Genomic DNA, 26,498 nt, shown 5'->3' on the forward strand with positions numbered 1-26,498 from the left:
ATATTGCGTGTGTCCAGACTCCGATGTGCCGCGGTGATATAGGCCGGCATCGGTATGGGCCTGCGGTGTCGACCGGGGGGATGTCGGCACTGCCAGCGGTTCGTAATACGTGACCGACTGCCTCGGGTTGGTAGAGCATTCGGCTCCGGAGCCAGACAGGCATTTCAGGTAGGGCGGAACCTTCGCCTCACGGCTGCGTTCATGGCCTTGGAGGGCGCAATTTGAGTGTGGCCGGGACTGTCCCTGGCAAAGGTACTCTGACGTGAAGACCCTGACCATCGTGGCCGACAATCTCCTGGTCGACACGCCGATTGTGCGGTTGTTGCAGGCGCGCGGTGTGCAGGTGACGCCGGCCAATCTCACGGCCGGGCACTACATGGTGACCGGCAAGTGCGCCATCTTGCATGTCTATTCGGAGGAGTTTGCCCGATGGACGGTCGAAAAGAGCGTCTATCGGCGCATCACCGAGTTCAAGCGCACCGTCAGTGAGCCGGTTGTCATCGTCGAGGGACGACAACCGATGGTCGCCGCGCCGGCCTCGCCGAGCGCTCTGCGTGGCGCACTGGCCTTTGTCGCCGTGCACAATCGCGTTCCGATCTTGTTTGCCGTCGACGAGAATGAGACGGCGGATTTCATCTACGCGATGGCGAACCAGACACAGAACGGCATGGGACAGAGCATCGAGGCGCCATCCAACATGCAATCGCCCCATGATGAGGGGCCGTCCACACAGGTTTCCGGGGGCAATGGCGACACGCCGTCTGAGGATCCGACGACCTTGGTTGAGCACATCGTACGGTTGATTCCCGACGTTGGGCCCGTCACAGCACGGGCACTGCTCAAGCGCTTCGGCAATCTGCGCGCTCTGTTCGCTGCCACCGCCAATGAGCTGACCAAGATCGACGGCATCGGCCCCAAGAAAGCCAAGAAGATGGCCGCCTTCTTCGGCGGCAAGAACTTGCGTTAGCTTGGTCGTCCGGGTTCGCTTGCGCCACAAGCAGACGAAACCAGGTATTCCAGCAGACGCGGAACCAGATGAATCCCCGTCTTAGTGGGGAATCGGGTCGTCTGGCTCCGCGGCCTCCCCTCCACCGCCACAGGGAGTCGCCTCGCGCCCCAGGCGAGGCGGGCGAAGCCGGTTCTGGAGTACCCAAAGTGCTTGGTTCACCATACGTGTTCCTCTATATTCGGCGCTTAGCGGCATGCCCCGCCCTGCAATCAAGGCGGGGACATAAGGTTGTTTGGTCCGAGCCACGAGAGGATATCGATGAAGCTGAGCCACCGCGAGCAAACCGGGGTGATCATCCTGGAGCCCAAGGGGAAGATCATGGGCGGCCCGGATGCGACGTTGTTGCACGACCAGATCCACGAGCTCATCGCCCAGAAGAAACTGCGGGTTGTCATCGACCTGTCCAAGGTGGACTGGATGAACTCGACGGGGCTGGGCATTCTGATTGCCGGGCTGACAACGCTGCGGGACAATCACGGCGATCTGAAACTCGCCTCCGTGACCGAGAAGATCCAGAGTCTGCTGACGATCACGAAGCTGATCACCGTCTTTGAGGCGTACGACACGGTGGATCAGGCCATCGCCAGCTTCTGACCTTGGGGCGCCCCCTCAGCGCGGGGTCGCCGTGCCGGATTGAGATGACTCCGCCCTCCCAGGACACGGCGCGGTTGGTCATTCCCAGCGACCCCAAGCGGATCGCCGAAGCGGACGAATTCCTCGAAGATCTGCTCCGTCGCCATGGGATCCCCGAATCCCTGGTGATGGACCTGGCCATTGTCACATCCGAGTTGGTCAACAACGCCATTGTGCACGGCAACCGGGGAGACGCCGCCAAGACGGTCAGTCTGTCGGTGAAGATCAACCGCGATAAGGTCGTGATCCGCGTCTCCGACGAGGGCGAGGGATTCGATCCGGCGGCGATTCCCGACCCATTGGCCAACGAGAATCTCCTGCGGGAGGTCGGCCGCGGTGTGTTCATTGTCCGATCGCTGATGGATGATGTGCGATTCGAACGGGGCCCGGCCGGCCAAACGACTGTCGAGGTCAGCAAGCGCCTGACGTCCGACTGAGCAGCGGCAAGAGGCGCGACCCGGCCCAGGGCACAGGGGGTGCCGACGGGTGACCTGGCACATTGCCATCGCAGTTCTGTACTTCGCCCTTGGGGCGGTCCTGGTTTGGCTGGGGGCCGTCATCCTGCGGGAGAATCCCCGGAGCCGCATCAACCGGGTCACCGCCCTGATGTTGCTTTTGGCGGGGCTGGGGCCGGTGTTCGCGTCGGTCGGCAGGGCCATGGAAACCCAGGGACCGCCGTCGCCGATCTCCAGCGTCCCGTTTCCGTATAGTCTGTTTTACATCTGGGAGTTGTTCTTTCCGCAACTGCTGTTGTTCGCCCTCGTGTTCCCCTCCGAGCGTCGGTGGGTCTCGCGCTTCCCGCGGCTCAAGTTCCTGATCTATGCGCCCTACGTGTTCCACGTGGTCTGGGTCGCCTTCCTGGCGCGCCCAGGGTACGTCCGCCTGTCCGTTGCGGCCGAGTCCGATCTCCTCCAAGCACTGCTCGTGCCCCTGAACATGGGATTGCGCTTCCTCTCGTTCTTGCTGGCGCTCTTGTTTGACGTGCACGTGAAGTTCTTTTCGCTGATCAACCTGGTGTACATCGTGGCGGCCGTCTGGGCGTTGCGCGGCGGGTACAAGGAAGTCACGAACCGCCGGATCCGGGACCAGGTCCGCATCATCATCCGCGGCATCCGGGTGGCCGTCGGTCTCTATGCGATTGCCTTTATCGCCCCGACACTGGGCATCGTCCAGGTCGCCGCCCCGTTGCGTGAAGGGCTCACCGTCCTGGCCCTTCTGGTGGGCTCTGCGTCCATTGCCTGGTCGATCATCCGGTATCAGTTTCTTGACATCCGGTTGATCGTCCGACAGTCGGTCGTCTTCACGGTCACGTCGGCGCTGCTGGTCGGCGTGTACCTGCTTCTGGTGACCGAGGTGTCGACCATCGTCAAGAAAGTCCTCGAGGTCGAGACACCGGCCATCGACATCGCCTTTGTCGTGCTCGTGCTGCTGTTCTTCCAACCGGTGAAGCAGCGTGCTGACAATCTGATCACGCGGTTGTTTCTGCGCGATCAGGCCGATCCGCGGACGATTCTCGAATCATTTTCCGCCCAGATCGCCTCGGTGTTTGAGGTCCCGGATCTGAAGCAACGGATGCTCTCGGTCGTCACGGAGCAGATGTTGGTGGAGCAGGCGTTCTTTGCCGTACGTCATCCCAACGAGAACCGATTCGTGCTGGAACTGGCCGGGCTCCAGGGTGAGACACTCCCGGCCAATGACACGTTCTTTCTGGAGGCGCAAAGGCGGGGACGGCCGACCGTCTTCGAGGATTTCGTCGTCGATCAGGCCCTGACGCCGGTGACCGAGATTCTGGGGCGATGGGGATGCCGTCTGGTCGTCCCGATCGTCGAGCGGGGAACCCTGACAGCGGTCCTGTTTTTGGGGGAGAAGATCTCGGGGTACAGATACATGCCCGAAGACGCCAATCTGCTGGCGACCCTGGCCAATCAGATGGCGGTGGCGATGACGAACGCCGGGCTGTACCGCGAGGCGCTGGAGAAGCAGAAGCTGGAGGATGAGCTGGACGTGGCCCGTCGCATCCAGATGCGGCTGCTGCCGCGCCAGATGCCGTGTGGGCCGGATTACCATGTCGCGGCCTTCACGCAGCCGTCGCGACAGGTCGGCGGCGACTACTATGACTTCTTTCCGTCTCCGGATGGCCGGCTGGGGCTGGTGATTGCCGATGTCTCGGGCAAGGGTCTGGGGGCGGCACTGCTCGTGTCGCAGTTGCAGGCGATTCTCAAGTCCGAAGTCCGGGGCAAACGGTCGCTCCGAGAGTGCGTGGCCAACGCCAACGTCCTGATCGCGGAGGCGACGTCGCCTGAGCAGTTCGCGACCCTGGTGTACGCGGAATTCGATCCCAAGACCCGCGTACTGTCCTACACCAATGCCGGCCACAACTACCCGATTTTAGTTCGCGCCGACGGGCGTCACGAGCACCTGGATTCCGGAGGGCTGGTCCTGGGCGTCCTGAGACACGCTGTCTACGAGGTCGGGCAGGTCCATTTGCAGCAGCAGGACACAGTGTTCTTCTATACCGACGGGCTCTGTGACCTGCAGAATCCTGCGGGCGACGATTTCGGCGAGCGACGTATCCTCGAGTTGGTCCGCGATCACCGGCATCTGACGGCGGATGGACTGAAGGATGAAGTCGTGCGGCAGGTGACCGCGTTTGCCGCCGGTGAACGGGGGGGAGACGACCTCACAGTCATGGTGTTGAAAGCCGCGCCGCCTGTGGTATAGCGTGCCCTCCGCAGATTGCGGCACAGGCCGAGTGGCCTTTTCGCGTGTCGGGGAGGGATGATTCGGATTATAATCATGAAGACGCCGCCGCGTGCCGGAGAATCGACTATGACCGACGAGAATCGACGCCATGATCCCGGGAACTACCGCTTCTGTCCTTACTGTCGGGCGGCCTTGGTCCGACGGCAAGACGGCGCGCATGAACGACTGCGCTGCCCGGACTGCGACTTCGTCTATTACCACAACCCGGTCCCGGCGGCCGGAGGAGTGATCCACCGGAATGGCGCGATTTGCCTGGTCCGCCGTGCCGTGGAGCCGCGCAAAGGGCACTGGTCCTTGCCGGCCGGGTTCATGGAGTACAATGAGGCGCCGCGCGAGTGCGCGCGTCGCGAGATCCGTGAGGAGACCGGTCTGGATGTCACTGTGGGCGACGTGCTCGGGGTCTATTGCGGCTTCGATGATCCCCGACAGCATGCCGTGTTGATCGTGTTCTGGACACGAGAGCTGACATGGCAGGCACCTGTGGCAGGCGATGATGCCGATGCGATCGAGTTCTTCCCGCCCAGTGCGATACCGGACGACATCGCCTTCCGGGCTCACAGAGAGGCGTTGCAGGATGTGCTCAGATCGGGGCGTGTGTCGCCCGCGCCCGGGCAGGAGACGACTTGATGGATACGGTGCTGCATGAGTTGAGGCGTCACGCAACCGTCTGTGGCGGCGTCGCGTGGGTCATCGGTTTGCTGTGTTCTGCGTCTGTCTCGTCGGCTCGCGTGGTCACCGAAGTGGCCACACTCACGGCGGATCGCCGCACCTTCGTGTTCCACCCGACAGCCGGCGAGGTTGTCCAGGGCGGACATGATGAACTCGGTTTGACACCCAGCGCGCGGGACACTCTGCGGGCCGTCTTTGACGACTCCGGCCTGATCTCAGGCGGCCGCTTGATCGCGCCCGAGAGCCTCTATGTCGTGACACAGGTCAGCGATCCGACCCATGTGACCCTCTCGTTTGTGACATCCGATTCACTGCCCCTTGGGGGCACGTCTCTGCGCTGGCGTGTGCGTCAGACGGTCGATGTGGGTGCGGAGGAGTTTTGGCCCGGGGCTCTGTTTGTTTTCGATGGCACGGTTTCCATTCGGGGGGAAGTGGGCGGTGACGTCATCGCCGTCGGCGCGGACGTCACCATCGGCGAGGCCGCCACGGTGCGTGGGGCGGTCGTCGTCATCGGAGGCATTTTGCGGCAGCGGGGTGACGCCAAGATCTATGGTCCGGTCTTTGCGCCCGGTGGTCATCGTCGCCCCCGACTGTCGGTGACGCGGGCTTGGGAATTCGAGGAGCGCGGTTTCCACTGGGCGCCGACATTCTCCTACGACCGAGTCGACGGCGCGCGTCCGGGAGTCACCTTGGACGTGAAGCGCTCGCCGTATACGCCACACCTGGGACTCGCCGGGGCCTATGCCGTTGCCTCCGAGACGTGGCAGTACAAGCTGGACATCCGTCAGCGCCTGTCGCGTAAGATCGACCTGACGGCCAGTGTGACGATCTTCCGCTTGACGCGAACGGACGACGAGTATTGGGTCGGCCGTACTCCGAACACCGTCTACGCGCTGGTGGTCGGTTCCGATTTTCGGGACTACTACGGTGCCGACGGCGGTGGCGTATCGCTGACCTACAAGTACCGTGAGCGCGGCGTGCTGTCGGTGACCTATGAGAATGCCGATTACCGCCCGCTGGAGGCTCATCCCGAGCTCTGGCACCTCTTTCGTCCGGATCGTGATTTCCGGGAGAACTTCAGCACGTTGGACGTCGCCGCCCGTGAGTTGCTTCCCGAAGCGCTGGCGGGGCGCAACCGCGCCGTGACCCTGAAGCTGGCGGTGGAGCCGATTCAAGCCGGCCGTCCCGAATCCGGGTTCAACGGGGCGGGATCGGTGGCATTGGAGACCGCCGGCGGCGGGCTCGGGGGCGATTACGAATACGACCGATGGACCATGCAAGTGAAGGGGTGGTGGAAGAACGGCTGGTCGCACCGGGCCGCCGTGCGCGCGTTCTACGGTATCTGCCGCCACGATCCTCCCCCCAACAAACTGTTCTATCTCGGCGGGGTTGGCTCGCTGCCGGGATACTCACAGAAAGTGCTTTACGGTGACGAGGCCTTTCTCCTGAACCTGGAATATCGCTTCAACTACTGGGCGACCCGGATGTTCGATGGCGGCGTGATTCTGTTCTTCGATGTGGGACGCGCAGCTCCCAGCCGCCGCTTCTGGGAGTTGAATGAGTTCAAGCCCGACATCGGCCTGGGGATGGCCCTTGGTGAGGAGTTCCGGTTGGACGTCGCCAAGGGACTCGATCATTCCGACCGGGAGTTTCGCGTCCGACTCCTGGTGGGCGACTCCTTCTAAGGGCGTCTGAGAAGACGGGCACGCGTCAGAGCTCCCTCACCCGATCCGCCTGCGGCGCCGTGCCTGCCGGCAGGCAGGGATCGACCTCTCCCGGAGGGAGAGGTTAGACTTCCCCTCTCCCCTGTGGGGAAGGGTGAGGGTTGCTACCCGTGCACGGCACATGCCGATGCCACATCGCACATTGAACCTCTCATTGTGTTAGATGCTCTGACTGAGGCAACCCACCGTTCCAGGGCACGCTGCACCTGTCGGTGTAGTGACGCGGGTCGCCGACCTGCCTGCCCCACATGTGCTGGCGGTTGGTCGGCGATCTCCCCTGAGTACGAGACTGTCAGGCCGGTGCGGTGCAGCAGTGGGGTTGCCTCCGGCGTGTCGCCGCCTCGGCTTCGAGAGGACCGGCATCGAGCCCCTGCCATAGTCGGCGACGTCTTCCTGAGGCGGCCGTGAGGCCGCCTCCCGTTCCCCCTCTTTTTCCGTGGGCAACCACCATTAAGGCGCAGGACACATGTGACGATATAGCAAGGGGGAGTAGTGCCCACCGGCGCAAGACCCTATGGGCGAAGAGAATATGGGTGAAGTCAAAGAAAAAGGCGGGAAGAGCAGCGCCCTGAAACGTGCGGGCGCCCCGGATAGTTGGGCGACGGATACCGATCGTGTCCCCACGATCTTCGACTCGCTGGCCGAACCGGTCGATGCCCTTGCTTCTGACGTGGACAGCGACCGGCCGAGAGCGCGCAATCTGGAAGCGCTCCTGGATGTATCCAAGGCGATCAATTCCACACTCGTCCTGGATGACATCCTGAAGCGGGTGATGCGGCACGCGATCGCGCTCCTCAATGCCGAACGCGGCTTTCTGATGTTGCTGGACGACAACGGACAATTGCAGGTCCGCACCGCCCACAACATCAACAAGGAAACGTTCACGACGGCCGAAGATTTCCTGATCTCGCGTTCCGTCGCCAACCGAGTGGCCGCGCGCGGCCAGTCAGAGTATACCTCCAACGCCCAGGAGGACCCCCGTTACGCCCACCAGCAGTCGGTGGCCGAATTGAACCTGCGCTTCATTATCTGCGTGCCGCTCAAGATCAAGGATACGGTGATCGGCGTCTGCTATCTGGACAACCAGTCGCGCGCCGGACTGTTCGGCAAGAGTGACCTGCGACTCTTCGAGTTGTTTGCCGAACAAGCGGCCATCGCCATCGAGAATGCCAAGCTGTACGAGCGGCTGCTCTCCTTGACGCGTTACAACGAGAATGTGGTCAACAAGACCCCGGTCGGGATTTGTGTGCTGGACTACCAACTGCGAATCCTGACATTCAACGCCGCCGCCGAGCAGATCTTCCATGCGCCCGAGGACACGTGGACGGCCGGTTCGCTGGTCCAGGAGCACCGGCTGCTGGTGGAAATTCTCCCCCCCTCGGAGCGGGAGTGGTGGGATCGGACTCTGACCGAGGTTGTTCGTAGTCACAAGCCGCTGGCCAAGGACAAGTACTTCATCACGATCGGCGGCTGCGAGACGGTCCTGTCGCTGAAAATCTCCCCTTTGAACGGCATCCCCGGCGAGCCGCCGAAGGTGATCGTCGTGGCCGAAGAGATCACCGACCAGGTGATGCTCGAGAAGTATGTCATTCTCTCGGAGAAGATGGTGGCCAAAGGCGAGATGGCGGCCGCCATCGGCCACGAGCTCAACAATCACCTGGAGATTCTCCAGGCGCACTCCGAGCTTCTGCCGATCCATCTTCGGGGCAGCCGTCTGGACAAGCTCTCCGAAAGCTGCGCCCGCATTCAAGACTCCATCGAGAACATGGCGCGGTTCACCCGGGGGTTGATGGATTACACGCAGATCGACACCGAGTTGGTCGAGCACGACATCAAGGACCTGGTCGAAGAGCACCTGTTCACGATCCGTCCGCTACGGCTGTTCAGCAGCGTGCGTTTCACCTGTGATTTCGCTCCGGGACTGCCGCCGGTGAAACTGGACGCCGGGCAATTGCAGTCGGTCCTGCTGAATCTCTACAACAACGCCGTTGACGCCACGCCCTCCGGCGAGACCTGCGCCATTCACATTCAGGCGCGGCACCGATCCGAGTCCCAGACCGTGGAGCTTTCGATCCGCGACAATGGACCCGGTATTGCCCCCGAGCATCTGACGCGCGTCTTCGAGCCGCGCTTCACCACCAAACGCGGCGGGCATGGACTCGGGCTGTCCAACTGCCGGACGATCATCCAGAATCACGGCGGGACCATTCGCGTCGAGAGCACACCCGGCCACGGAGCGACGTTCTCCATCGAGTTGCCCGCGCACCGTCCCTACTCGTCGTTCGGAAGCTGACACGTGGTTTGTTGAATCGCCATCGGTCCTGGGGTCTTGGTGGACCCTTGCCATGTCTGCGGCTTCCATCCCGATCGGACCCTATCGTGGCGTCGCCGTTGGTCACGGCGGCTTCGCCGGCGTCTATCAGGTCGCCGATGTCTCGGGCCGGCCGCGAGCCCTGAAGTGGGCGGATGCGTCGGCGGATCCGGCCTTGACGACGGCGCTGGAGCGCGAATACGAGATCCTGTCGCAATTGGTGTTCCCCCAGTTACCGCGGGCATGGGATTTCGGTGTCGCCGAGGGCCGTCCGTACATGGTGAATGATTGGATCGGGGGTCCGTTGCTGTGGGACCGCTTCACGTCCCCGACCGCCGATGATTTCGTGCATGTCCTCCGGGAGATGTCCACCGTTCTCCTCTTCCTACATCGGCGCGGGTGGGTGCACGGGGATCTGAAGCCCGACAATTTCCGTTGGCGCCCGCCACAGCCATCCCACGTCGCTTCGGAGATTTCGGATACGCTCTGCCTGCTGGATTTTGGTCTGGCCCGTCCAGTGGGTGATCCGGGTCGGCCCCGCGGGGCGGGCACGGTCGGCTACTGTGCCCCGGAGTTCCTGAAATGTGAACCGGCCGATGGACGCGCCGACTGGTACGCCGTCGGCGCCATTCTCTATGAATGGACCTATGGTCGCCGTCCCTTCGCCTCCTCGGAAACGGCTATGGAGGTAGCCGGGCACCTCGAGACGGCACCGGAGTTCAGTTTGCCACAGGTCAAACCGGCGCCGGAGTGGGCACAGACCGTTTTGGCGCGTCTGTTGGCCAAGAATCCCAACGAGCGGGGCCGCGACGACCTCGATCTCCTCCGGTGGCTGGCCGAGTATGACCCCGCACTGGAGCTCGAAGCCCTTCTTAATTCGCAACTACCCTGGCATCTGCGCAGCGAAGAATGCCGCTGGGACGACCAAGAACGGCAGTTCGTGGAGCAATTGGTCGATGAAGCGGAAGCACGCCATCAGATACACTGGGCGGTTTGGGGGTGTGGTGACACCGCACCGCGATTGCCCCGCCAACTGGCCTTTGCCCTGAGCCGGAGAGGGTGGTCTGTCCGCTGCGTCCCCGGGGCCGATGCCGCGGACTCGTCCGCTGATGCCGTCCCGGTCGAGGCGACCATCGATGATTGCGGCGTGACGCGTCGCGTCGAATGCCACTGGTCGCCTGTCCCACAACCTGACGTCACGGACCCACCGGCTTCGGACACCACGCGGGCTGTCGACTTCCTGCCGTGGGACGTGCAACGTGTTCGCGAGTTCCTAACGCGGTTGACCGGCGATGAGGACTTCGCGGCCCGGACAGCGGCGACCGTGGCTGGCGCAACAGGCGGGATCCCTACGGCAGTGTCGGCGCTCATCCGCTGCCTGATTGCGCAAGGGGACTTGCGTCTGTCTCAGGGTGATTGGAATCTCAATGAGAGCGGTGTGATCAGTTGGGCGGCGACAGACGATGCCGCGGCGCTGTTCCGCTCCGTGACCGGTGATCTGACGGATGCCGAAGCCCGCCTCATCGATTGGCTGGCGTTGGGACGGTCGTGCGGTCACCTTACCATCTTGAACGATCTTTGGGATAGACCCGGAGATGATCTGCTGTCGGTCGTCGATCGTCTCGCTCTGCGGGGCTTGATCATCTGCCAGAATCTGGCCCCAGAGGAGCCCTGCTTCGATGTCCGCCTGCGCTTTCCCGGGTGGGATGTGGTCCGGCGGGCCGGGATGTCCGCCGGCGAACGTGCACGGGATTCTCTGGCGCTGGCCGAGGCCATCGAGGCGCGCCGACTGCGTCCCGATCTGCTGCGCGAGAGTGTGCTGGCCGATTGCTGCGCCGACGGCGGCGATTGGTCGAATGCGGCCCGGCACGCGCTCGCGGCGGCCGTCTTGGAGATCGACGACGACCAGCGCGATGCCGCACGCCGTCACATCGTCGCGGCGGAATTGGCGGCCCAGCGCATCGACGAACCCTCGCTGCGGACCCACTGGCAGGGGCGGGCCCGGATGGTGCAGGGGGATCTGGAGAAGGCCTCCGGCCACCTTGACGTTGCCCATCGCCTCTATCGCGAGATCCTCGTGTTGGGGCGCAAGAATGGTGATCTGCGCCTTCTGGCCGAGACGCTGAAGGACCTCGGCGATCTCTATCGGATCACGCGCCGGTTCGAGAAGGGCGTGCGGGCGTTGAGGCGGGCACGACGGCTTTGGGAAGAGGTCGGCGACCGTCTGGAGCTTGCGCGAACGCTCACGAACATTGGGAACATGTACTGGGTTGCCGCCGATATGGCGTCGGCCCAGCAGTACTACCAGGAGGCGCTCGCCATCCAACGGCAGGAGCCGGGGGGCGAGACGTTTGCCGCGGTGATCCTGACCAACCTCGGCGCGGTCAATCTGGTCCAATATGCCTACACCGAGGCGGAGGCGCACTTCCGTGAGGCGTTCTCCATTCACCAGCGTCTGAACGATCCGGTGGAAATGGCGCGCTCGTTGAACAACCTCGGTGCCTTGTTCTTCATGCAGGGATGGCTGGAAGATGCGGCGTCGCTGTTTGAGGCGGCGGCCGAACACAACCGCGGCGCCGACGCCAAGAGCGAGGAGTTGTTCAATCGTCGAAACCTCATTGAAGTCGCTTTGGAGCGTGGGGACCTCCGCCATGCAGTGACCTTGGGAGTTGCCGTTTTGGAACGGGCCGACGACCTCGGCGATATCGCCACCGGAGCCGAGGTGGCCGCGTTGCTGGCGGAGGCCCATCTGCGTGCCGGTGACTTCCGCACCGCGCAGACATATGTCGCACGGGGAGAGCAGGCGCTGGAATCGATCAAGAATGACGATCTGCGGATCGGCTTGGCGTTGGTGGCAGCATCGCGACGGCACCGACTCGGCGACCAGCGGGGGGCTCTCGCGGTGCTTGATGCGGTGGTTCCGCGCGGGACGTCACTGGCGAACGGTCACCTCCACGTCGACTGCCTGATCTTGAGACTGAGCGCGGCGGTTGCGATGCGGGATGAGTCGGCGGGGGCGTTGTGGCAGGAGGGACGCGCGGCCGCCGAGCGAGTCGGCGCCCCTCACAAGGCCGCCCATTTGGCCTTCGCGCGCCTGGCAGAGCATTCCACTGGGGGGGTCGATGACGCAGCACGTCGCCACGTTGAGGAATTCCTGGATCGGTCGCCGCGTTGGCACTGGGCGGCCGCCTTTCAGGTCTGGCGGGCGCAGTGGCAGGCGCGGCAGGGCGATGCGCATGCTGCCCTGTCAACAGTCAGTCGCGCCATCGCGCAATTGCGTCGCGATGGGAACTGGGACACGCTCTGGCGTGCATTGGTGGTGCAGGGACATCTGTTGCATGACCAGGCCGACTATGAGCCGGCACTGCGGTCGCTGAATGAGGCGGCGCGTATTCTCAAGGCGATCACACAGACGATCGACTCGACCGGAGACCACGCGCAGTATGAGGGGCAGCCGCTGGCGTGTATGCTGTCTGAAACGGCCCGGCGCATTCGGGAACTGGTGGCGTGTTAGAGTGTCTCCTACTGTGTGACCGTGTCTACCGATATCTGCACCAGAGTACGAAAAAGAAACGGCCGCCGCTTGGGGCGACGGCCGTCGGTTCCGGGGGTTGAGACTCAACCGCCGCCGACACTGATGCCGATCGGAGCGAGCTTGTCCTCGAGGACCTCAACCTCCAAGGTGTAAACCTCCATCAACTCACCTCCCTTCTCCGGGTTACTGCCGGTGGTTGACTGGGCCGGGCACCACCCCGGCCCGATCTTTTTTCTTCTCAGTGTATCAGATCATCGTTGCGGGGTGTGTTCACGCCCGCTTGACATACCTTCCCTGGCTTAGGGCCTCACATCCTGTACTCTCTGATCAGACTATTCACACAGCCATACTGGCCGTCGTCCACGCGTCCATGCGGGTAAGCAAAGCGAGTAAACGCAGCAGGGCATTGGTCTTTCCGGGATGAACGGCTGCAGGTTCATCCCACCGACCTGAGTCTATTCTAGCCGACAAAAACCGTCATGTCAAGCGAAAGTCGCTGTTTGCCACAGGATTAGGCGGACGGAAAGCATGTGACCACAGTATCTTGAGTTGCGCCCAATCGATCATACAAGATGTTGAGTGGAACATGACGACGGCTCGCGCAATTCGGCGGTCCATGCAACTGGCTCTTTCGCGCTACCACCACGACCAGAATTCCACGCGGAAGAACTGGATGACGCGGCGGGCCAGAAGAGCGAGAATCGGACGGCGGCCGCAGGCGATCTTGGCATAGCCGCTCATTCCCGGCTTGAGGATATTTTCGAGATTGCTAATCTCCGTAGTTACAAGGAAGCGACGGCGCGAGCCGATCGTGTCGGCATCGGCGGCGATCTCGGCGACGCGGCCGCGAAACTGTGTGAACGGCAGCGGCCGGACCTTCAGGGCCACGGGGGCACCGGCACGGACGTCGGCGATGTCGTTCTCGTCGACCCAGAGTTGCAGGCGGACGGGATCGAGGTCGGCGACCTCCACCAGGATGCCGGTGCGCTCGACGCGGGTCACAATCCCGTCGATCGGAGCGATCAGTGTCGAGGCGGCAATCTGGGCGCGCAGGAAGTCGATCTGGGAATCGAGGGCGGCGATCTCGGCCTCCTTCACGGCGATTTCCTCCGCCTTCGGCTCCGAGATCAAAAGCGCCAGGGCGGAGTTCTTGGCGTCCTTTTGCGCCTTGGCCTTCTCCATGTCGGCGCGCTTGGCCTGCAGTTCGGCCTCGGAAATCAGATTGCGCTCGTACATTCTGCGGCCGCGTTCCAACTCCAGCTCCCGGTTCTCCAACTGCGCCTGTGCCTCCGCCAGTTGCGCCCGCAACTCCAGTACCGCGTCCTTCTTGGGACCGGAGAACAGCAGGTTGAGCTCGGCGCGCGTGCGATTCTGCTCGGCGATTCGTGTTGCCAGTTGTGCCCGGTACCGATTGGAAGACATGACCACCAGCGTGTCGCCGACATGGACGCTGTCGCCCTCGCGCACGCGCAGGTCATAGGCCACGACGGAGAACTCCGAAGTCGTGGCCTGGAGCACCGAGCGCTCCCGTCGGGTCGTCGGCCGGCCATTCCCGGATGTTCCGCCGACATACAATGTCGCTTCGAGCGTGCCGCCGGTCGGCGAGGTCACCGTGTAGCGGGAGACGGCCTCCACCTCGCAGGCGGAGCCGACACGTCGCTCCAGCCGGATGATCGCCGACAGGACGATGATGACGACGAGCGTGCTCCAGAAGAACAGCGGCTTGCGCGAACGTCGTGGGTGCGTTGTCACTTCCGCTCCTCGGTCATCTTCCGATGTGGCTGACCCCGACGGTGCGAGCGCCGTGAAGGCGAGGATGCCGATGAGGGCATACAGAATCACGACACCGGCGCCGCCCCAGTGAGCATATGCAAGAAGGGTGGCATGGTAGAGTATCACGCCGACCAGCGCGGTCGTGTAGAGGGCCGCGAACAGGCCATACCAGAAGTAGATTCGCCGTGCACGCGGTGCGGCCGGTGATGCCACATCGGCCCCGCCGATGATCCAGCGGCGAAGGATACCCCGCCAGTGGGCAAAGGCCCGGGCACGCAGATTGGGCATCCGCAACCAATCCACGAGCAGGTAGTAGCCGTCCAGTTTGATCAGCGGGTTGAGATTGAACAGCACCAGAGCCAGGGAGACGGTCACCAGCACCTGCAGGAAGTGCGACGCCGCCGTGGCCGGTTCGAGCAGGCGCCAGAGGAGGATCGCCACCGCCGTGAGAAGCCCCTGGAAGAACAGACCGGCAAGACCGACGTGCAGGCGCCAGTTGCGTCGGGGTAGAAGATAGGAGTCACTGATATTGGAGTAGACGCACGGTTGGAAGTAGAGCAGCAGGAAACCCATCTCGTGCACCGAACCACCATAGTACTTCAACGTCAGTGCATGTCCGAATTCGTGCACGTAGGCGATCACGCCGATGGCCGCCAGCAACATCGGGATCGATGCAAAATGCCACAGGCCGGCGCTCCCCAACCGCCAGGCGGTGCCTTGCGCCGTGAGGGTCAGCGTGGCCCCTGCCATGACGATGAGGGCCGTCGCGACGGTGAGCGGCCGAAACATCAGACGCAGGACGGGCAACCACCGAGTCAGCAGTCGATCGGGGTCGAAGGCGGCGATGGGGATGGTCCAGACGGAAGCACGGCGCCGTCCCCGTACAGTCCGTGCCAGTTGTCCGGTGACGCGCTCGATGGCGGGCCCCTCGAAGAAGAGCAGACGCTCCATCCGTGCGAAGAAGGCGGCGGCGGCCTCGTGGCCCAGTTGGATGTTAAATCGCTCTTCGGTCTGGCGGATCGCCTCAGCCAGGGATATCTGGCCGTCGGCGCGTGTCAGCAGGTAGTGCTCGGGGGCGCGCAGGCGAAAGAAGCGTCCGGTGAGCGGATCTTTGATGATGTAGACCGGCTGCGGGCTCCCACCTTCGACGTGGACAACCAGATCGGAGCGCAGCCGGGGCAGGGTGTCGGTCATGGGCCGCCCCTCGTTCACACCGCAGATTACCACTCTTGCGACCGGGGCGGCAAGGACGAATCGGCCTCAGAGGGCGATCACAAGGATCGCCCCTACGAGCAATCGGGCGAGAATCCGTAGGGGCGAAGCTTGTCTTCGCCCGGGACGGTCTCAGGGTGAGCCAATGTCCACGTGGTTGGGTGTTCGCACCGGCCGCAAGGCGGGGAGCGTATGCGGCAGATCGTCGGCCAGACCGGCGGGGTCCATCAGACGCTTGAACTCACGAATCTCCTCGATGTCCAGATGCTCCGCGAGGATCATCTTACGATCTTCACCGTCGGGATTCACGCGATCGAGTATTCCCCATGGGGCGAATATCCCCGAGCGCCCCTGCAACCGTCCGCCGAAGAGCGTGCCCACACCGCAGGTCTTGACCACGTAGGCGCGGGCTTTCTGGGCTCCGGCGACGAAGATCTCGGCGTCGCGGCGGTCCTTCTCCGTGATCGTGTCGGTCTCACGAAACGGCGACACCGTCGGCACGAAGATTACTTCGGCGCCGAGCCGATGCATGGCGGCGAAGGCCTCTGCGGACAAGACGTCGGCGCAGATCAGGACGCCGATGCGGACGCCGCCGAGGACGAACACGCGGTATTCCCGGCCGGGGACGATCCCGCGTTCCTCTTCGCGGCCGTAGGGATTCACTTTCTGATAGGATCCGGCGACTTCGCCACGGTCGAAGATCGTCGTCGTGTTCGCATAGCCGCCGTCTGTCGCTTGCGGCATCGAGCCGCCGATCACCACGCACTGTAACTCCTGCGACAATCGCGCCAGCTCGGCCCGGCGTTGCGCCGCACAGCGCTCGGCCTCGCGCAACGTGCGATCGGCCGCGCGGACGGGGAAATACTCGGGGAGACACACGAAATCCGGCCGCCGCCGGAACAGATGCAGCTTGTCCTCCAGGGTGATCGGCCCGCCCAGGGGGTATTGCAGCGCGGCGACGCAGATGACCATGGTTGTCAACTCCTCGACAGCGCGGTTGCGGGCACGAGGGGTGGGCGCTCGCGCACGCGGGGATGCTTGTTACACGTTTGGCGGGGCGGAGAGTTTCAGCGGGGACGGAGATTGAGGATACGGGTGTGGCGTTACTGAGTAGGGGCGTATTGCCATACGCCCCCATTCATCCATGCTTGATCAACCCGCGCGCGATCACGAGGCGTTGGATCTCGGATGTTCCTTCGAACAACTCGGTGATGCGGGCGTCGCGATAGAGCCGCTCGACTTCGTATTCGCGGATATAGCCATACCCGCCGAGAATCTGCATGGCGCGGTGGGTCACGAATGTCGCCATCTCCGAGGCGACGAGCTTGGCGGTGGCGGCCTCGGTCGTGTAATCGCGGCCCTGATCCTTGGTCCAGGCCGCATGATAGACCAGGTAGCGGGCGGACTGCAGACGGCAGTGCATGTCGGCCAGATGCGCCTGCACCAGTTGGAACGAGCTGATCGGCTGGCCGAATTGACGCCGTTCCTTTGAGTATTTCAGGGCCAATTCGAAGGCGCGTTGCCCGAGCCCTACGGCATTGGCGGCCACCGAAATGCGGCCGCAGTCGAGCGATGCCAGAGCGATGCGGAATCCCTGGCCCGGTTTGCCGAGGACGTTTTCGGCAGGAACACGCAGATCCTCCAGGACCAACTCGGTCGTCGGCGAGGCGTGCAGACCCATCTTCTCCTCGATGTGTCCAATGGAGAAGCCGGGCATCTCCTTGTGCACGAGGAAGGCGGTCATGCTGCGGGCACCGGCGCGGCGGTCGATCTTGGCCATGATAATGATATAGTCGGCGAAGGCACCATTGCTGACGAATATCTTGTTACCATTGAGGACATAGTGGTCGCCATTGCGCGTCGCCACGGTCTCGATGCCGCCCGCATCGGAACCGGCATTCGGCTCGGTCAGGGAAAACGCGCCGAATTTCTCGCCGGAGCAGACCGGCGGCAGATATCGGCGTTTCTGTTCTTCGTTGCCGTATTCTGAGATCGGATACCCGAACAGGGAATTGTGCGCGCCGACGAGCGTGGAATGCGACGTGCAGCCGCGTCCCAGCTCCTCCATCACGATGGCATAGGCGAGCGTGTCCAGCCCGGCGCCGCCGTATGCCTCGGGTATGATCACGCCGAGGAAGCCGGCCTCGCCCATCTGGCGGGCCAGATCGAAGTCCATCTTCCCGGTCCGGTCGAACTCATCGGCGCGCGGGATCAGTTTCTTCTCGGTGAACTCGCGGGCGACCTCGCGGATCGCCGCATGTTCATCGGACAGGGCAAAGTCCATCTGTCACCTCCAAATGTGCATCTCGTACCTCATCGCCTTGCCTGAGGGCAAGGGGCTTAAGCCCCTTGTTGGCCAGGTTGTGGTCGCAGAGCGACGCCTGTCATTCCGAGTCCGCCGCGGCGGACGAGGAATCCGCTGTTTCTCACAAACAACAAAGCAGATCCCTCGCTTCGCTCGGGATGACAGATGCGTAAACCCGCCACTGTTGATTACTTTCCTTTGAACTGCGCGGGCCGCTTTTCCAGGAACGCCCCGCACCCCTCGGTCTTGTCCTCGGTCGCGCACACAACGCCGAACTGGGTCGCCTCGTACGCCAGCCCGCTGTCCAGATCGATGTCCATGCCGCGATTGATGGCGTCTTTGGCAATAGCAACGGCGATCGGCCCCTTGGCGGCGATCTTCTGGGCCATCTCCCGTGCCCGGTCCATCAACTCGGCGGCGGGGTAGATCTCATCGACCAGGCCGATGCGGTGCGCCTCGGCGGCGCCAATCATATCGCCGGTGAGAATCAACTGCTTGGCCTTGCCCCGTCCGACCAGACGCGGCAGCCGTTGTGTGCCGCCATAGCCGGGGATGATTCCCAAGTTCACCTCGGGCTGGCCCAATCGCGCCGTGTCGGCGGCCAGACGGATGTCGCAGGCCATCGCCAGCTCACAGCCGCCACCCAGAGCGAAGCCATTGATGGCGGCGATCACAATCAGGCGCGAGGTTTCGATGCGCTTGGTGAGCGCCTGGCCGGTCGTGATCTTGGTGATGCCGCGGAAGACATCACAGGCCTTCAACTCGCCGATGTCGGCCCCGGCGACAAAGGCCTTCGGACCCGCGCCGGTGAGAATGACGACGCGGATCGTCGCGTCGGCCGACAACGCCGCAAAGGCGGAGTCGAGCTCCGCAATCGTCTGATCATTGAGTGCGTTGAGCACCGCGGAGCGGTTGATCGTGACCGTCGCCAGAGGCGGGGCGCTGTCGATCAGCAGGGTTTCATAGTCAGCCATAATCCAAAATCTCCCATCACCACAGGGAAACAAGGGGCTTAAGCCCCTTGTCCGCGATCGCGTGCGGTTCTGTCCGAAGAGGATCTATCACTTCGCCGGGTACTCATAGAACCCGCGTCCGGACTTCTTGCCGAGATATCCCGCTTGTACCAGCCGGCGCAACAGCGGCGGCGCGGCGCAACGGGCGTCCTTGAATTCCATGAACATGATGTCGGCGATGTACAGGGTCGTGTCGAGACCGATGAAGTCGGTCAACGCCAGAGGGCCCATCGGGTGCCCGCACCCAAGCATCATGCCGTTGTCGATGTCCTCGCGGGTGGCGACCCCGGACTCATAGGCACGGATGGCGTCCAAGAGATAGGGGATCAACAGACGGTTGACGATGAATCCGGGGGAGTCCTTGGCGGTCACGACCGTCTTGCCCACCGACTCCGCAAACTCCCGCGCCGCGCGGTAGGTCTCATCCGACGTGTCGATGGTGCGGACGACTTCGACCAGCTTCATCATCGGTACGGGATTGAAGAAGTGCAGGCCGCAGCAGCGGTCGGGGCGTTTGGTCGCGGCGGCCATGTCGCCGATCGACAACGAGGACGTATTCGAGGCGAAGACCGTCGCCGGGCCGCACAGAGCATCGAGTTCGCGGAAGATCTTCACTTTCTCATCGAAGTTCTCAATGGCGGCCTCGATCACAAGGTCGCAGTCCTTCATTTCATTCAAGGCCGTCGTCCCGGAGATGCGTTTCAACGCGGCATCGCGATCGGCGGCGCTCAGCTTCTGTTTTTCCACAAACTTCGCCAGTGAGCCCTCGATGCGCTTGAAGCCGCGCTCGAAGAGGTCCATGGTCACTTCGCGGATCTTCACATCGTAGCCGGATTGCGCCGCCGCCTGCGCGATCCCGGAACCCATCTGACCGCAGCCGACAATCCCGATTTTGCGTATCGCCATCTGTGCCGCTCCTTTTGTCGATTCGTGTGCCCAGCGCCGACCGTCCGACCGGCACCAAGACACGCCATGATACAAAATTCGCGAGCTTTGGTGCGAGTTTAGTTGCTGGCGGAGGATGGCCTCTGCCGGCGGCCCACGCCATGGGGCCGTGGTCCAACCGTGCCGTGAACTGCCGGATCGGCTCGGACTACTTCCTCCGATACTTCCCCATCAACTGCGCCTCGGCCAGGATGTGCTTGTCCATCGCCCCCAGGAGATCGGCCTTGGTCACGCGCCCCGTGAGATTCAACGCGGTGTCCAGCGCGTAGAGCTTGAAGTAATAGCGGTGCGTTCCTCCGGGTGGGCAGGGGCCGCCATAACCGACCTTGCGGAAATCATTGGTTCCCTGCCACGTTCCATTCGGGAGAGTCGAATCCGGCGGTACTTTTTCCGGTAGACCGGCGGAATCGGGCGGGACGTTGAAGATCACCCAGTGGACCCAGGTTCCCGCCGGCGCATCGGGGTCGTCACAGATCAGCGCCAGACTCTTCGCTTCCTTGGGTACACCGTTCCAAGACAGCGGCGGCGAGATGTCGGCGCCGTCACAGGTGTACTTCGCCGGAATCATGCCGCCTTCGGTGAAGGCGGTGCTGGTGATGGTGAGGAGCATCTGCTTACCTCCCTTGGTCGACTTTGCCGGGTCATCTGTCGCCCGGCAGGCCACTACGGCAACCATCAGCGTGAGCCACAAACAGGCAATGCGTCGTGCCATGTGTCCCCCCTCCCTCACGAGCAGGCAAGGGGCTTAAGCCCCTTGTTCACCGGTATTGTGCCGAACGCGGTCGTCTTGCGCACAGTTATGCAACGCCCCTATTTCTTCTTGCGCGTATCCACCGGCGAGCTGCGGGGGACTTCGACCGGATGTCGGAATGCCTGCGGCCCGCCGTAGATGCCGATGTCGCACGGCGACCCATCGGTGTCATTCAGTTCGAGGTTGCCTTTGTCGATTAGGGGTGACCCCGCTTGGGGCATGAAGGTCAATGAGTCCCACATCGGATCGGCGTGGACATTGCCGTATTCATCGGTGTAGTCGGGCATATCGCGCCAGTCACCTTCGACATTGTCCCAGAGGACATTGTTGGTCATCGGGAATTGGATCGGATGGCCGTAATTCCACACGCCGACACGCGGGCAGACCCATTGCTCGCGCCAGCCGTTCTTCACGAAGACGTTGTTGGTCAGCCGCCCGTGCACATCCGGTCCCCACAGGCCGAAACCACAATTGCCGCATTGGTAGACGATGTTGTTGGCACAATCCATGTATGAGGTTCCGGTGGCGATGAGTCCCCAGCCGAGCAGATTGAACACGATGTTGTTCTTGCAGACGACGCGGGTGGCGCCGAAGGAGCCGATCCCCTTCCAGAATCCCGAGACCCGGTTGCGCAGGACGGTCGCCGTGGCATCCCAGGTGATCCCGATCCCCGCGCCGCGGCCACCGGCGATCTCATTGTCGGCGATGTAGGCAGTGGCGCCGCGGTAGAGCGCGATCCCATCCCAGGTGTTGTTGGTGATGCGGTTGTCGATGATGAACAGCTCCGCGCCTTCGCGTCCCATCACGCCGCCGATGCCGACGATGATCGAATCGGGGTACTCCGTGTTGTCCCGAATCCAGCAGTTCTCGACCACGAGACGCGTATGGCGCGCGACAATTCCGGCATCGGTCGCCATGCCGCAGGTGTCGCGTATGCCACCGGTGATCGCCAGATGGGAGATCCCCGATGTCCCGGCGTTGTCGAAGAAGACGCCATACCCCGCCTTGGTCACGAGGATCGTCTTATCGGCACCGGCGCCGACGATCCACAGCGACTTGTCTTTCACATGGAATCCATGTGACGCCCGGTGCTTGGTCCGCTGGTCCTGGCAATTGCCGCAGAGGGAGTCGACGAATTCGACCGGTTTGGCTTCATAGGTGCCGGGTGCGAGAAGAATCGTGTCGCCTGTTACGGCATGTTCAAGCGCCGATTGCAGGTCACCAGAAATGTGGGTTGTCTTGGACTGCCCATCGGGCGGGTAGATGAGAATCCACAGGAGCCCGACAATCATGCCGACTGCGGTTCGCAATGTCATGCCGACCTCCGTTCTGTCGAGCGTACTCAGTGCCCCACCCGCAGGGGGGGGAGGTCTTTCATTCTACGCCCCGAACTTGGCCAGTTTCTGCGCATGCGCCAATGCCAGTGGCAGCAGGTGACGCATCGGCAGATGTCCCAGCCCCCCGCATTGACAGGCGCGCTCACCGAACGTCGGTGCATTGTCCGGACGGACCGTGCCGGGCGCATAGAGCAGCGCCGGGACCGGATGCCACGAGTGCGATTTCAGCGCCGCCGGCGTCGAATGATCACCAGTGATCACGAGCACATCGGGTTTCGATTTCATCAGGACCGGCAGATGCCGGTCGACCTCTTCGATGACCGAGACCTTGCGGTCGTAATCGCCGTCTTCACCTGCCTTGTCGGTGTATTTGATGTGCACAAATAGATAGTCGAACGAGGCGGGAACCGCTGCCGCGGCGGCCATGGTGGCGGCGAGGTCGCCCGGCGGATCGAGGACGGTCATACCGACCAGACGGGCGATGCCGCGGTACATTGGATAGGTCGCAACGGCGGCGGCGTTGATTGGGAAGCGCTCGCCGATCTTGGGAATCGGCGGCCGCTTGTCGATGCCCCGTAGCAACAGACCATTGGCCCTCGGTTCATCCTTCAGTGCTGCTTCGGCGGCGGCGACAAACTGGTCGAGAATCTTGGCGGTTGGTTGCGATTCGTTGTCCAGCGCCTGTGCCGGCAGCGGCGTCACGCCCTCTTTTTGAGGATCGGTATCGTTCACCCGGCCGCCAAGGTTACCGCCGCGCAGAACGACCAATCCGCGATGCTCCGAGACACTGCGCACGATCACTTCAACCGGGCCGGGAATGCGCACCATCGCGTTGAGTCTGTCCACCAAGCGCCGGTTGACGTCGTCGCCGATCCGTCCGGCACGGCGGTCGGTGATGCGGCGTTGCGCATCCAGCGTGCAGAAGTTGAATCGAGCGGCAATGTCGTCATCGCCGAGCGGGAAGTCGATCCCCAATGCCTCCAGGACGCCGCGTCCGATCAGGTGGTTGCGTGGGTCATAGCCGAACAACCCGAGATGCCCCGGTCCCGAGCCGGGGGTGATCGCCGGTTCGACCGGATCGAATAGGCCGGTCGTCGCCTGCGGCAGCAACGCGTCGATGTTCGGTTTGCGCGCCGCCTCCAACGGTGTTCGTGTGTGCGCGCCAAAGGGAATGTCACCCAGACCATCCATCACCAGGAACACAATGCGTCGGTCGTTCTTGACCCCCAGTTGCTCGGCCAGATGTTCACTCATGCCTTTGGCCTCCTTGGTTTGCCCGGTCGATCATAGTCGAAATCGGCGTAGTCGGCCAGCGGAATCTCGGCTATACTGAGTCCCAGCGGGAGACGTGCGTGCCCGCATGCCGGACTGGACGAACCGGGAGCGACAAGACGATGGAGCGCTGGGTCGTGTTGGCGATCGTGGCGGGGGGCCTGGCGGGACTCTACCACGTGTTCACCAAACTGGCGGCGGGGAGAATCCCCGATGTCACGGCGGCATTCTGGCTGGAGGCGACGGCGATCATCGTCCTGGGGATATACCTCTCGGTCATCCGGGAGCAACCGTGGGGGCCCGCTGTCTCGCGCCCGGGGTTGGTGTATGCGGTGGCGGGAGGCATCTGCGTGGCCATCGCCGGCGTCCTCGGATTCGTCGTCTACCGCCAGGGGATGCTGTCGGTCGCGGCGCCGATCTTCGTCATGGGTTCGGTCCTCGTGCCGGTAATTGTGGGCATTGCTCTGCTGCACGAGCCGGTGACCTGGACCCGCGCCCTCGGCGTGGGTTTGGCCATCGTGTCCACCTGGCTGCTGTTGCGGTGAGGATTCCGTTGTTGTCGTGTAGGGGTGCATCGTGATGCGCCCGCGGGCCGTTCGCGAACGGTCCCTACATGTGCGGGTCCATGTCGAGGACAGGGGGCTTGTAGCCGCCTGTGGTGGGTGCGGAGCACCCACCCTACGAATCCATGTCGGCAATCGCGTCCCCCGATAACCGTGCCCTCTACACACGGCTGCGCCGCTGGTTTGGGCGTCATGCACGAACGTTGCCGTGGCGCGGTGAGACCGACCCCTACCGTATCTGGGTCTCTGAGATCCTCTTGGTCCAGACGACAGCTACAGTGGCGATGAAGCGCTACCTTCGGTTTCTGCAGCGGTTTCCCACATTGGCGTCGCTGTCGCGGGCCCCGTTGGGCAATGTAATGAAGGAATGGGAGGGACTGGGCTACTATCATCGCGCCCGCCATTTGCACCGCGCGGCGCGTCTGATCCAGACAGAACACGGCGGCTTGTTCCCGTCGACCGACACGGCGATTCGCGCCCTTCCCGGCGTCGGCGACTACGTGGCGGCGGCCATTATGAATTTCTGCTTCGGGAGACGGATTCCCCCGATCGACGCCAATGTGGCGCGGGTGGCGGCGCGTTTGTTCGCCATTCGCGGCGATGTGCGTTCGGGCGCAGTCCGCACGGCGATCCGCCGTCGATTGGAGCGGCTGATGACGATCGGGCGCGGGGCGCTCTGGACCGATGCGTTGATTGAAGTTGGCGCGTTGGTCTGTCTGCCGCGCCATCCGCGTTGTGGTGAATGCCCCTTGCGTGCAGACTGCCGCGCGCGGCACGTGGGGGACCCGACTGGGTATGGTCTGCCGCCGGGGCGACCGTTACGCCGCCATGTCAATGTCGCCTGCGGCATCATCCGCCGCGCCGACGGACGCATTCTGATTGCCCAGCGGCCGGAGGACGGGCTTCTCCCCGGGCTGTGGGAATTCCCCGGCGGCAAGCGCCAAGGGAACGAGTCGCTGGCCGAGACGTGCCGTCGTGAGATTCGCGAGGAATTGGGAATCACCGTGGCCGTCGGGGTCAAGCGCATGGTGATTCCCCATGCCTACAGCCACTACAATGTCAGACTGCATGTCTTTGAGTGCCGCTATCTGTCGGGCATCCCGCGCCCCCTGGGCTGCCAGCGTTTTCGTTGGGTCCGGCTCGGAGAGCTGGCCCGGTTGGCGTTTCCGGCGGCCAACCGGCAGATCATCGAGGCCATCATGGCCGGCTAACGGAACATCTCTGCGGCCTTGACGATCCGCATGTTCTGAACCTGCCACGCGGGGCGGTACGACAGGTAGCGTTGATCCTGTGCGCGGATTCGCTCCCGATCGACGCCGGGCGGGTATGCGAGCGTGAGTTGTCCGTTCAGAAGTTGCGTCGCGAACGCCTGGCCATCGGGGACAATCGCGACGATCTGCAGCGTGCGTGGGTCGAGTGACTCTGAGGCGGCGCGATGCAGATCGGCGGCGGTGAGTTGCGCCATGCGGTCGGCAGTGTGTTCCGACCAGCGGGGCTTGCCAAGCCAGAGGTCGCACAAGCCGACGCGCATCCGCTCGACCGCCTGACCGTCCGGCCACGGGGCGTTGCCGATAACGAATGAGCACGCCTTCTTGATGTCATCCCGTGCCAACCCCTGCCCAAACAGATCCGTCAACTCCCGCACCACGATGTTGAGCACGAAGGCCAGATTCGTCGTTCGGGTCTGAGTGCCGAGGAACATGTAGTTCTGCTGGCGGGGAAAGGTCTCATCCGCCCATCCGATCCCGGTTGCCAACGGCCGATGTTCCACTGTGGCGAACACGCCGGCGGACAGCTTTCGGTCGAGTCGCAGCAGCCGGTCGAGACCGGACTTCGAGACGTCGCGGGCGGCGAGAAGGGCGATGTCAATCTGCAGGGGAAGGAACTCCCAATCGCCCCGCCGGCAGTCGATCGACCGACCCAGTGCCACTGTGGACCATTCCCGTCCCGGCCTCTCGATCATGGTGATTGACAGTCCAGCGGAGGACGAGTCCGGAAGCAGCGGGAGTTGCAGTCGTTTTCCACCCGGAAGTGCGCGGAGATCCTTCTGGAGCACTCCAGCGGCCTTGGACGGTATCTTTCCCGCCAGTCCGAGCACGTAATTGCCTTTCGTGTAGTGCTTCCGCCAGAATCGCCGTGCGTCGGCGACCGTCAGGGTGCGAATCGTGCTATCGAATCCTTCCGGCGGGTGCCCATACGGGTGATGGCGATAGAGATAGTACTGCAGCGCCGCCTGGGAGAGGGCCAGATCATCAGAACGCACGCTGTCGAGAGCGGCGAGTTGGCGTTCGATGAGACGTTGGGCATCGAGTGATTCAAGGCGCGGGTGGGACAGGAGTTCGACGAGCCGTTGGGAGTATTCCGGCCAGGCCGCGGCCGGGCATTGTCCGTCGAAGACGGCGACATCGCGATCCACCAACACGCGAATGCCAGAGGGGCACGACGAGTCCGCGATCAGTGCCGATGCGGTGAAGTGGGCCAGACCCTCCTTCCCCGGTGGATCGAACGCCGACCCGGCACCGAAGATCAGCCGCACCCAGATGGTGTCGGTGGCGGGATCGGGCACGACCACGACGGGGCCCTGTGCATCTCCATGCGCCCGATCGATGGGAACCGCCAGCAACGTGATCGCGAGAGCGGCGAGGCGAACTCGCCGGCAGCCGGATGGTCTCAGAGATGCCAC

The 26,498-nt window shown here is 63.3% G+C and carries 19 protein-coding genes; 10 read left to right on the top strand and 9 right to left on the bottom strand.

Features of this window, described 5'->3' with window-relative positions; all coding sequences use genetic code 11:
- The first annotated feature begins 262 nt into the window (after nt 1-262).
- The 8 genes from AB1792_11970 to AB1792_12005 all read left to right on the top strand — a co-directional run bounded on the left by AB1792_11970 (nt 263) and on the right by AB1792_12005 (nt 12,623).
- Nucleotides 263-967, top strand: coding sequence for a helix-hairpin-helix domain-containing protein (locus tag AB1792_11970; protein ID MEW5702929.1), 705 nt, complete (start codon nt 263-265; stop codon nt 965-967).
- 300 nt (nt 968-1,267) lie between these two features.
- On the top strand, nt 1,268-1,603 hold the full coding sequence (locus AB1792_11975) for an STAS domain-containing protein (protein MEW5702930.1): 336 nt from the start codon (nt 1,268-1,270) through the stop codon (nt 1,601-1,603).
- A gap of 44 nt (nt 1,604-1,647) precedes the next feature.
- On the top strand, nt 1,648-2,079 hold the full coding sequence (locus AB1792_11980; GenBank protein ID MEW5702931.1) for an ATP-binding protein: 432 nt from the start codon (nt 1,648-1,650) through the stop codon (nt 2,077-2,079).
- Between the two features lie 49 nt (nt 2,080-2,128).
- Entirely contained in the window at nt 2,129-4,363 is a 2,235-nt protein-coding gene (locus tag AB1792_11985; protein ID MEW5702932.1) for a GAF domain-containing SpoIIE family protein phosphatase, read from the top strand.
- A gap of 75 nt (nt 4,364-4,438) precedes the next feature.
- The gene (locus AB1792_11990; GenBank protein MEW5702933.1) at nt 4,439-5,032 is read left to right on the top strand and encodes an NUDIX hydrolase; all 594 of its coding nucleotides are present in this window, start codon (nt 4,439-4,441) and stop codon (nt 5,030-5,032) included.
- Nucleotides 5,032-6,759, top strand: a complete 1,728-nt coding sequence (locus AB1792_11995; GenBank protein MEW5702934.1) for a hypothetical protein — start codon at nt 5,032-5,034, stop codon at nt 6,757-6,759. Before AB1792_11990 ends, AB1792_11995 begins: the two co-directional genes overlap by 1 nt.
- Nucleotides 6,760-7,312: 553 nt before the next feature.
- Nucleotides 7,313-9,091, top strand: coding sequence for an ATP-binding protein (locus tag AB1792_12000; protein ID MEW5702935.1), 1,779 nt, complete (start codon nt 7,313-7,315; stop codon nt 9,089-9,091).
- Between the two features lie 52 nt (nt 9,092-9,143).
- Nucleotides 9,144-12,623, top strand: a complete 3,480-nt coding sequence (locus tag AB1792_12005; protein ID MEW5702936.1) for a serine/threonine-protein kinase — start codon at nt 9,144-9,146, stop codon at nt 12,621-12,623.
- A gap of 657 nt (nt 12,624-13,280) precedes the next feature.
- On the opposite strand, the gene AB1792_12010 is transcribed toward AB1792_12005, so the two are convergent.
- The 8 genes from AB1792_12010 to AB1792_12045 form a co-directional block, all read right to left on the bottom strand.
- Nucleotides 13,281-15,611 carry an efflux RND transporter periplasmic adaptor subunit gene (locus AB1792_12010; GenBank protein ID MEW5702937.1) on the bottom strand — a complete coding sequence of 777 codons (2,331 nt, stop codon included), beginning with the start codon at nt 15,609-15,611 and terminating at the stop codon, nt 13,281-13,283.
- Nucleotides 15,612-15,761: 150 nt separating this feature from the next.
- Complete coding sequence (locus tag AB1792_12015; GenBank protein ID MEW5702938.1) at nt 15,762-16,601, bottom strand: carbon-nitrogen hydrolase family protein; 840 nt, start codon at nt 16,599-16,601, stop codon at nt 15,762-15,764.
- A gap of 166 nt (nt 16,602-16,767) precedes the next feature.
- On the bottom strand, nt 16,768-17,913 hold the full coding sequence (locus AB1792_12020) for an acyl-CoA dehydrogenase family protein (GenBank protein MEW5702939.1): 1,146 nt from the start codon (nt 17,911-17,913) through the stop codon (nt 16,768-16,770).
- A 209-nt stretch (nt 17,914-18,122) separates the two neighbouring features.
- The gene (locus AB1792_12025; GenBank protein MEW5702940.1) at nt 18,123-18,908 is read right to left on the bottom strand and encodes an enoyl-CoA hydratase-related protein; all 786 of its coding nucleotides are present in this window, start codon (nt 18,906-18,908) and stop codon (nt 18,123-18,125) included.
- An 87-nt stretch (nt 18,909-18,995) separates the two neighbouring features.
- Nucleotides 18,996-19,853 (bottom strand): 3-hydroxybutyryl-CoA dehydrogenase, encoded by an 858-nt coding sequence (locus AB1792_12030; GenBank protein MEW5702941.1) that lies wholly within the window; start codon nt 19,851-19,853, stop codon nt 18,996-18,998.
- A gap of 187 nt (nt 19,854-20,040) precedes the next feature.
- Complete coding sequence (locus AB1792_12035) at nt 20,041-20,604, bottom strand: YbhB/YbcL family Raf kinase inhibitor-like protein (protein ID MEW5702942.1); 564 nt, start codon at nt 20,602-20,604, stop codon at nt 20,041-20,043.
- Nucleotides 20,605-20,702: 98 nt separating this feature from the next.
- A complete protein-coding gene (locus AB1792_12040) occupies nt 20,703-21,959 on the bottom strand; it encodes a right-handed parallel beta-helix repeat-containing protein (protein MEW5702943.1) in 1,257 nt (418 codons plus the stop codon).
- A gap of 63 nt (nt 21,960-22,022) precedes the next feature.
- Nucleotides 22,023-23,234, bottom strand: a complete 1,212-nt coding sequence (locus tag AB1792_12045) for a 2,3-bisphosphoglycerate-independent phosphoglycerate mutase (protein ID MEW5702944.1) — start codon at nt 23,232-23,234, stop codon at nt 22,023-22,025.
- A 98-nt stretch (nt 23,235-23,332) separates the two neighbouring features.
- Between AB1792_12045 and AB1792_12050 the strand changes: the two genes are divergently transcribed.
- Both AB1792_12050 and AB1792_12055 read left to right on the top strand, forming a co-directional pair.
- The gene (locus tag AB1792_12050; protein ID MEW5702945.1) at nt 23,333-23,797 is read left to right on the top strand and encodes an EamA family transporter; all 465 of its coding nucleotides are present in this window, start codon (nt 23,333-23,335) and stop codon (nt 23,795-23,797) included.
- A gap of 143 nt (nt 23,798-23,940) precedes the next feature.
- Entirely contained in the window at nt 23,941-25,026 is a 1,086-nt protein-coding gene (locus AB1792_12055; protein ID MEW5702946.1) for an A/G-specific adenine glycosylase, read from the top strand.
- Here the strand turns inward: AB1792_12055 and AB1792_12060 are convergent.
- On the bottom strand, nt 25,023-26,498 hold the full coding sequence (locus AB1792_12060) for a hypothetical protein (protein ID MEW5702947.1): 1,476 nt from the start codon (nt 26,496-26,498) through the stop codon (nt 25,023-25,025). The two genes, AB1792_12055 and AB1792_12060, sit on opposite strands and share 4 nt — an antisense overlap.

The sequence above is a fragment of the Candidatus Zixiibacteriota bacterium genome (assembly GCA_040752595.1).
In the GTDB taxonomy this organism is placed as follows: Bacteria; Zixibacteria; MSB-5A5; order WJJR01; family WJJR01; genus JACQFV01.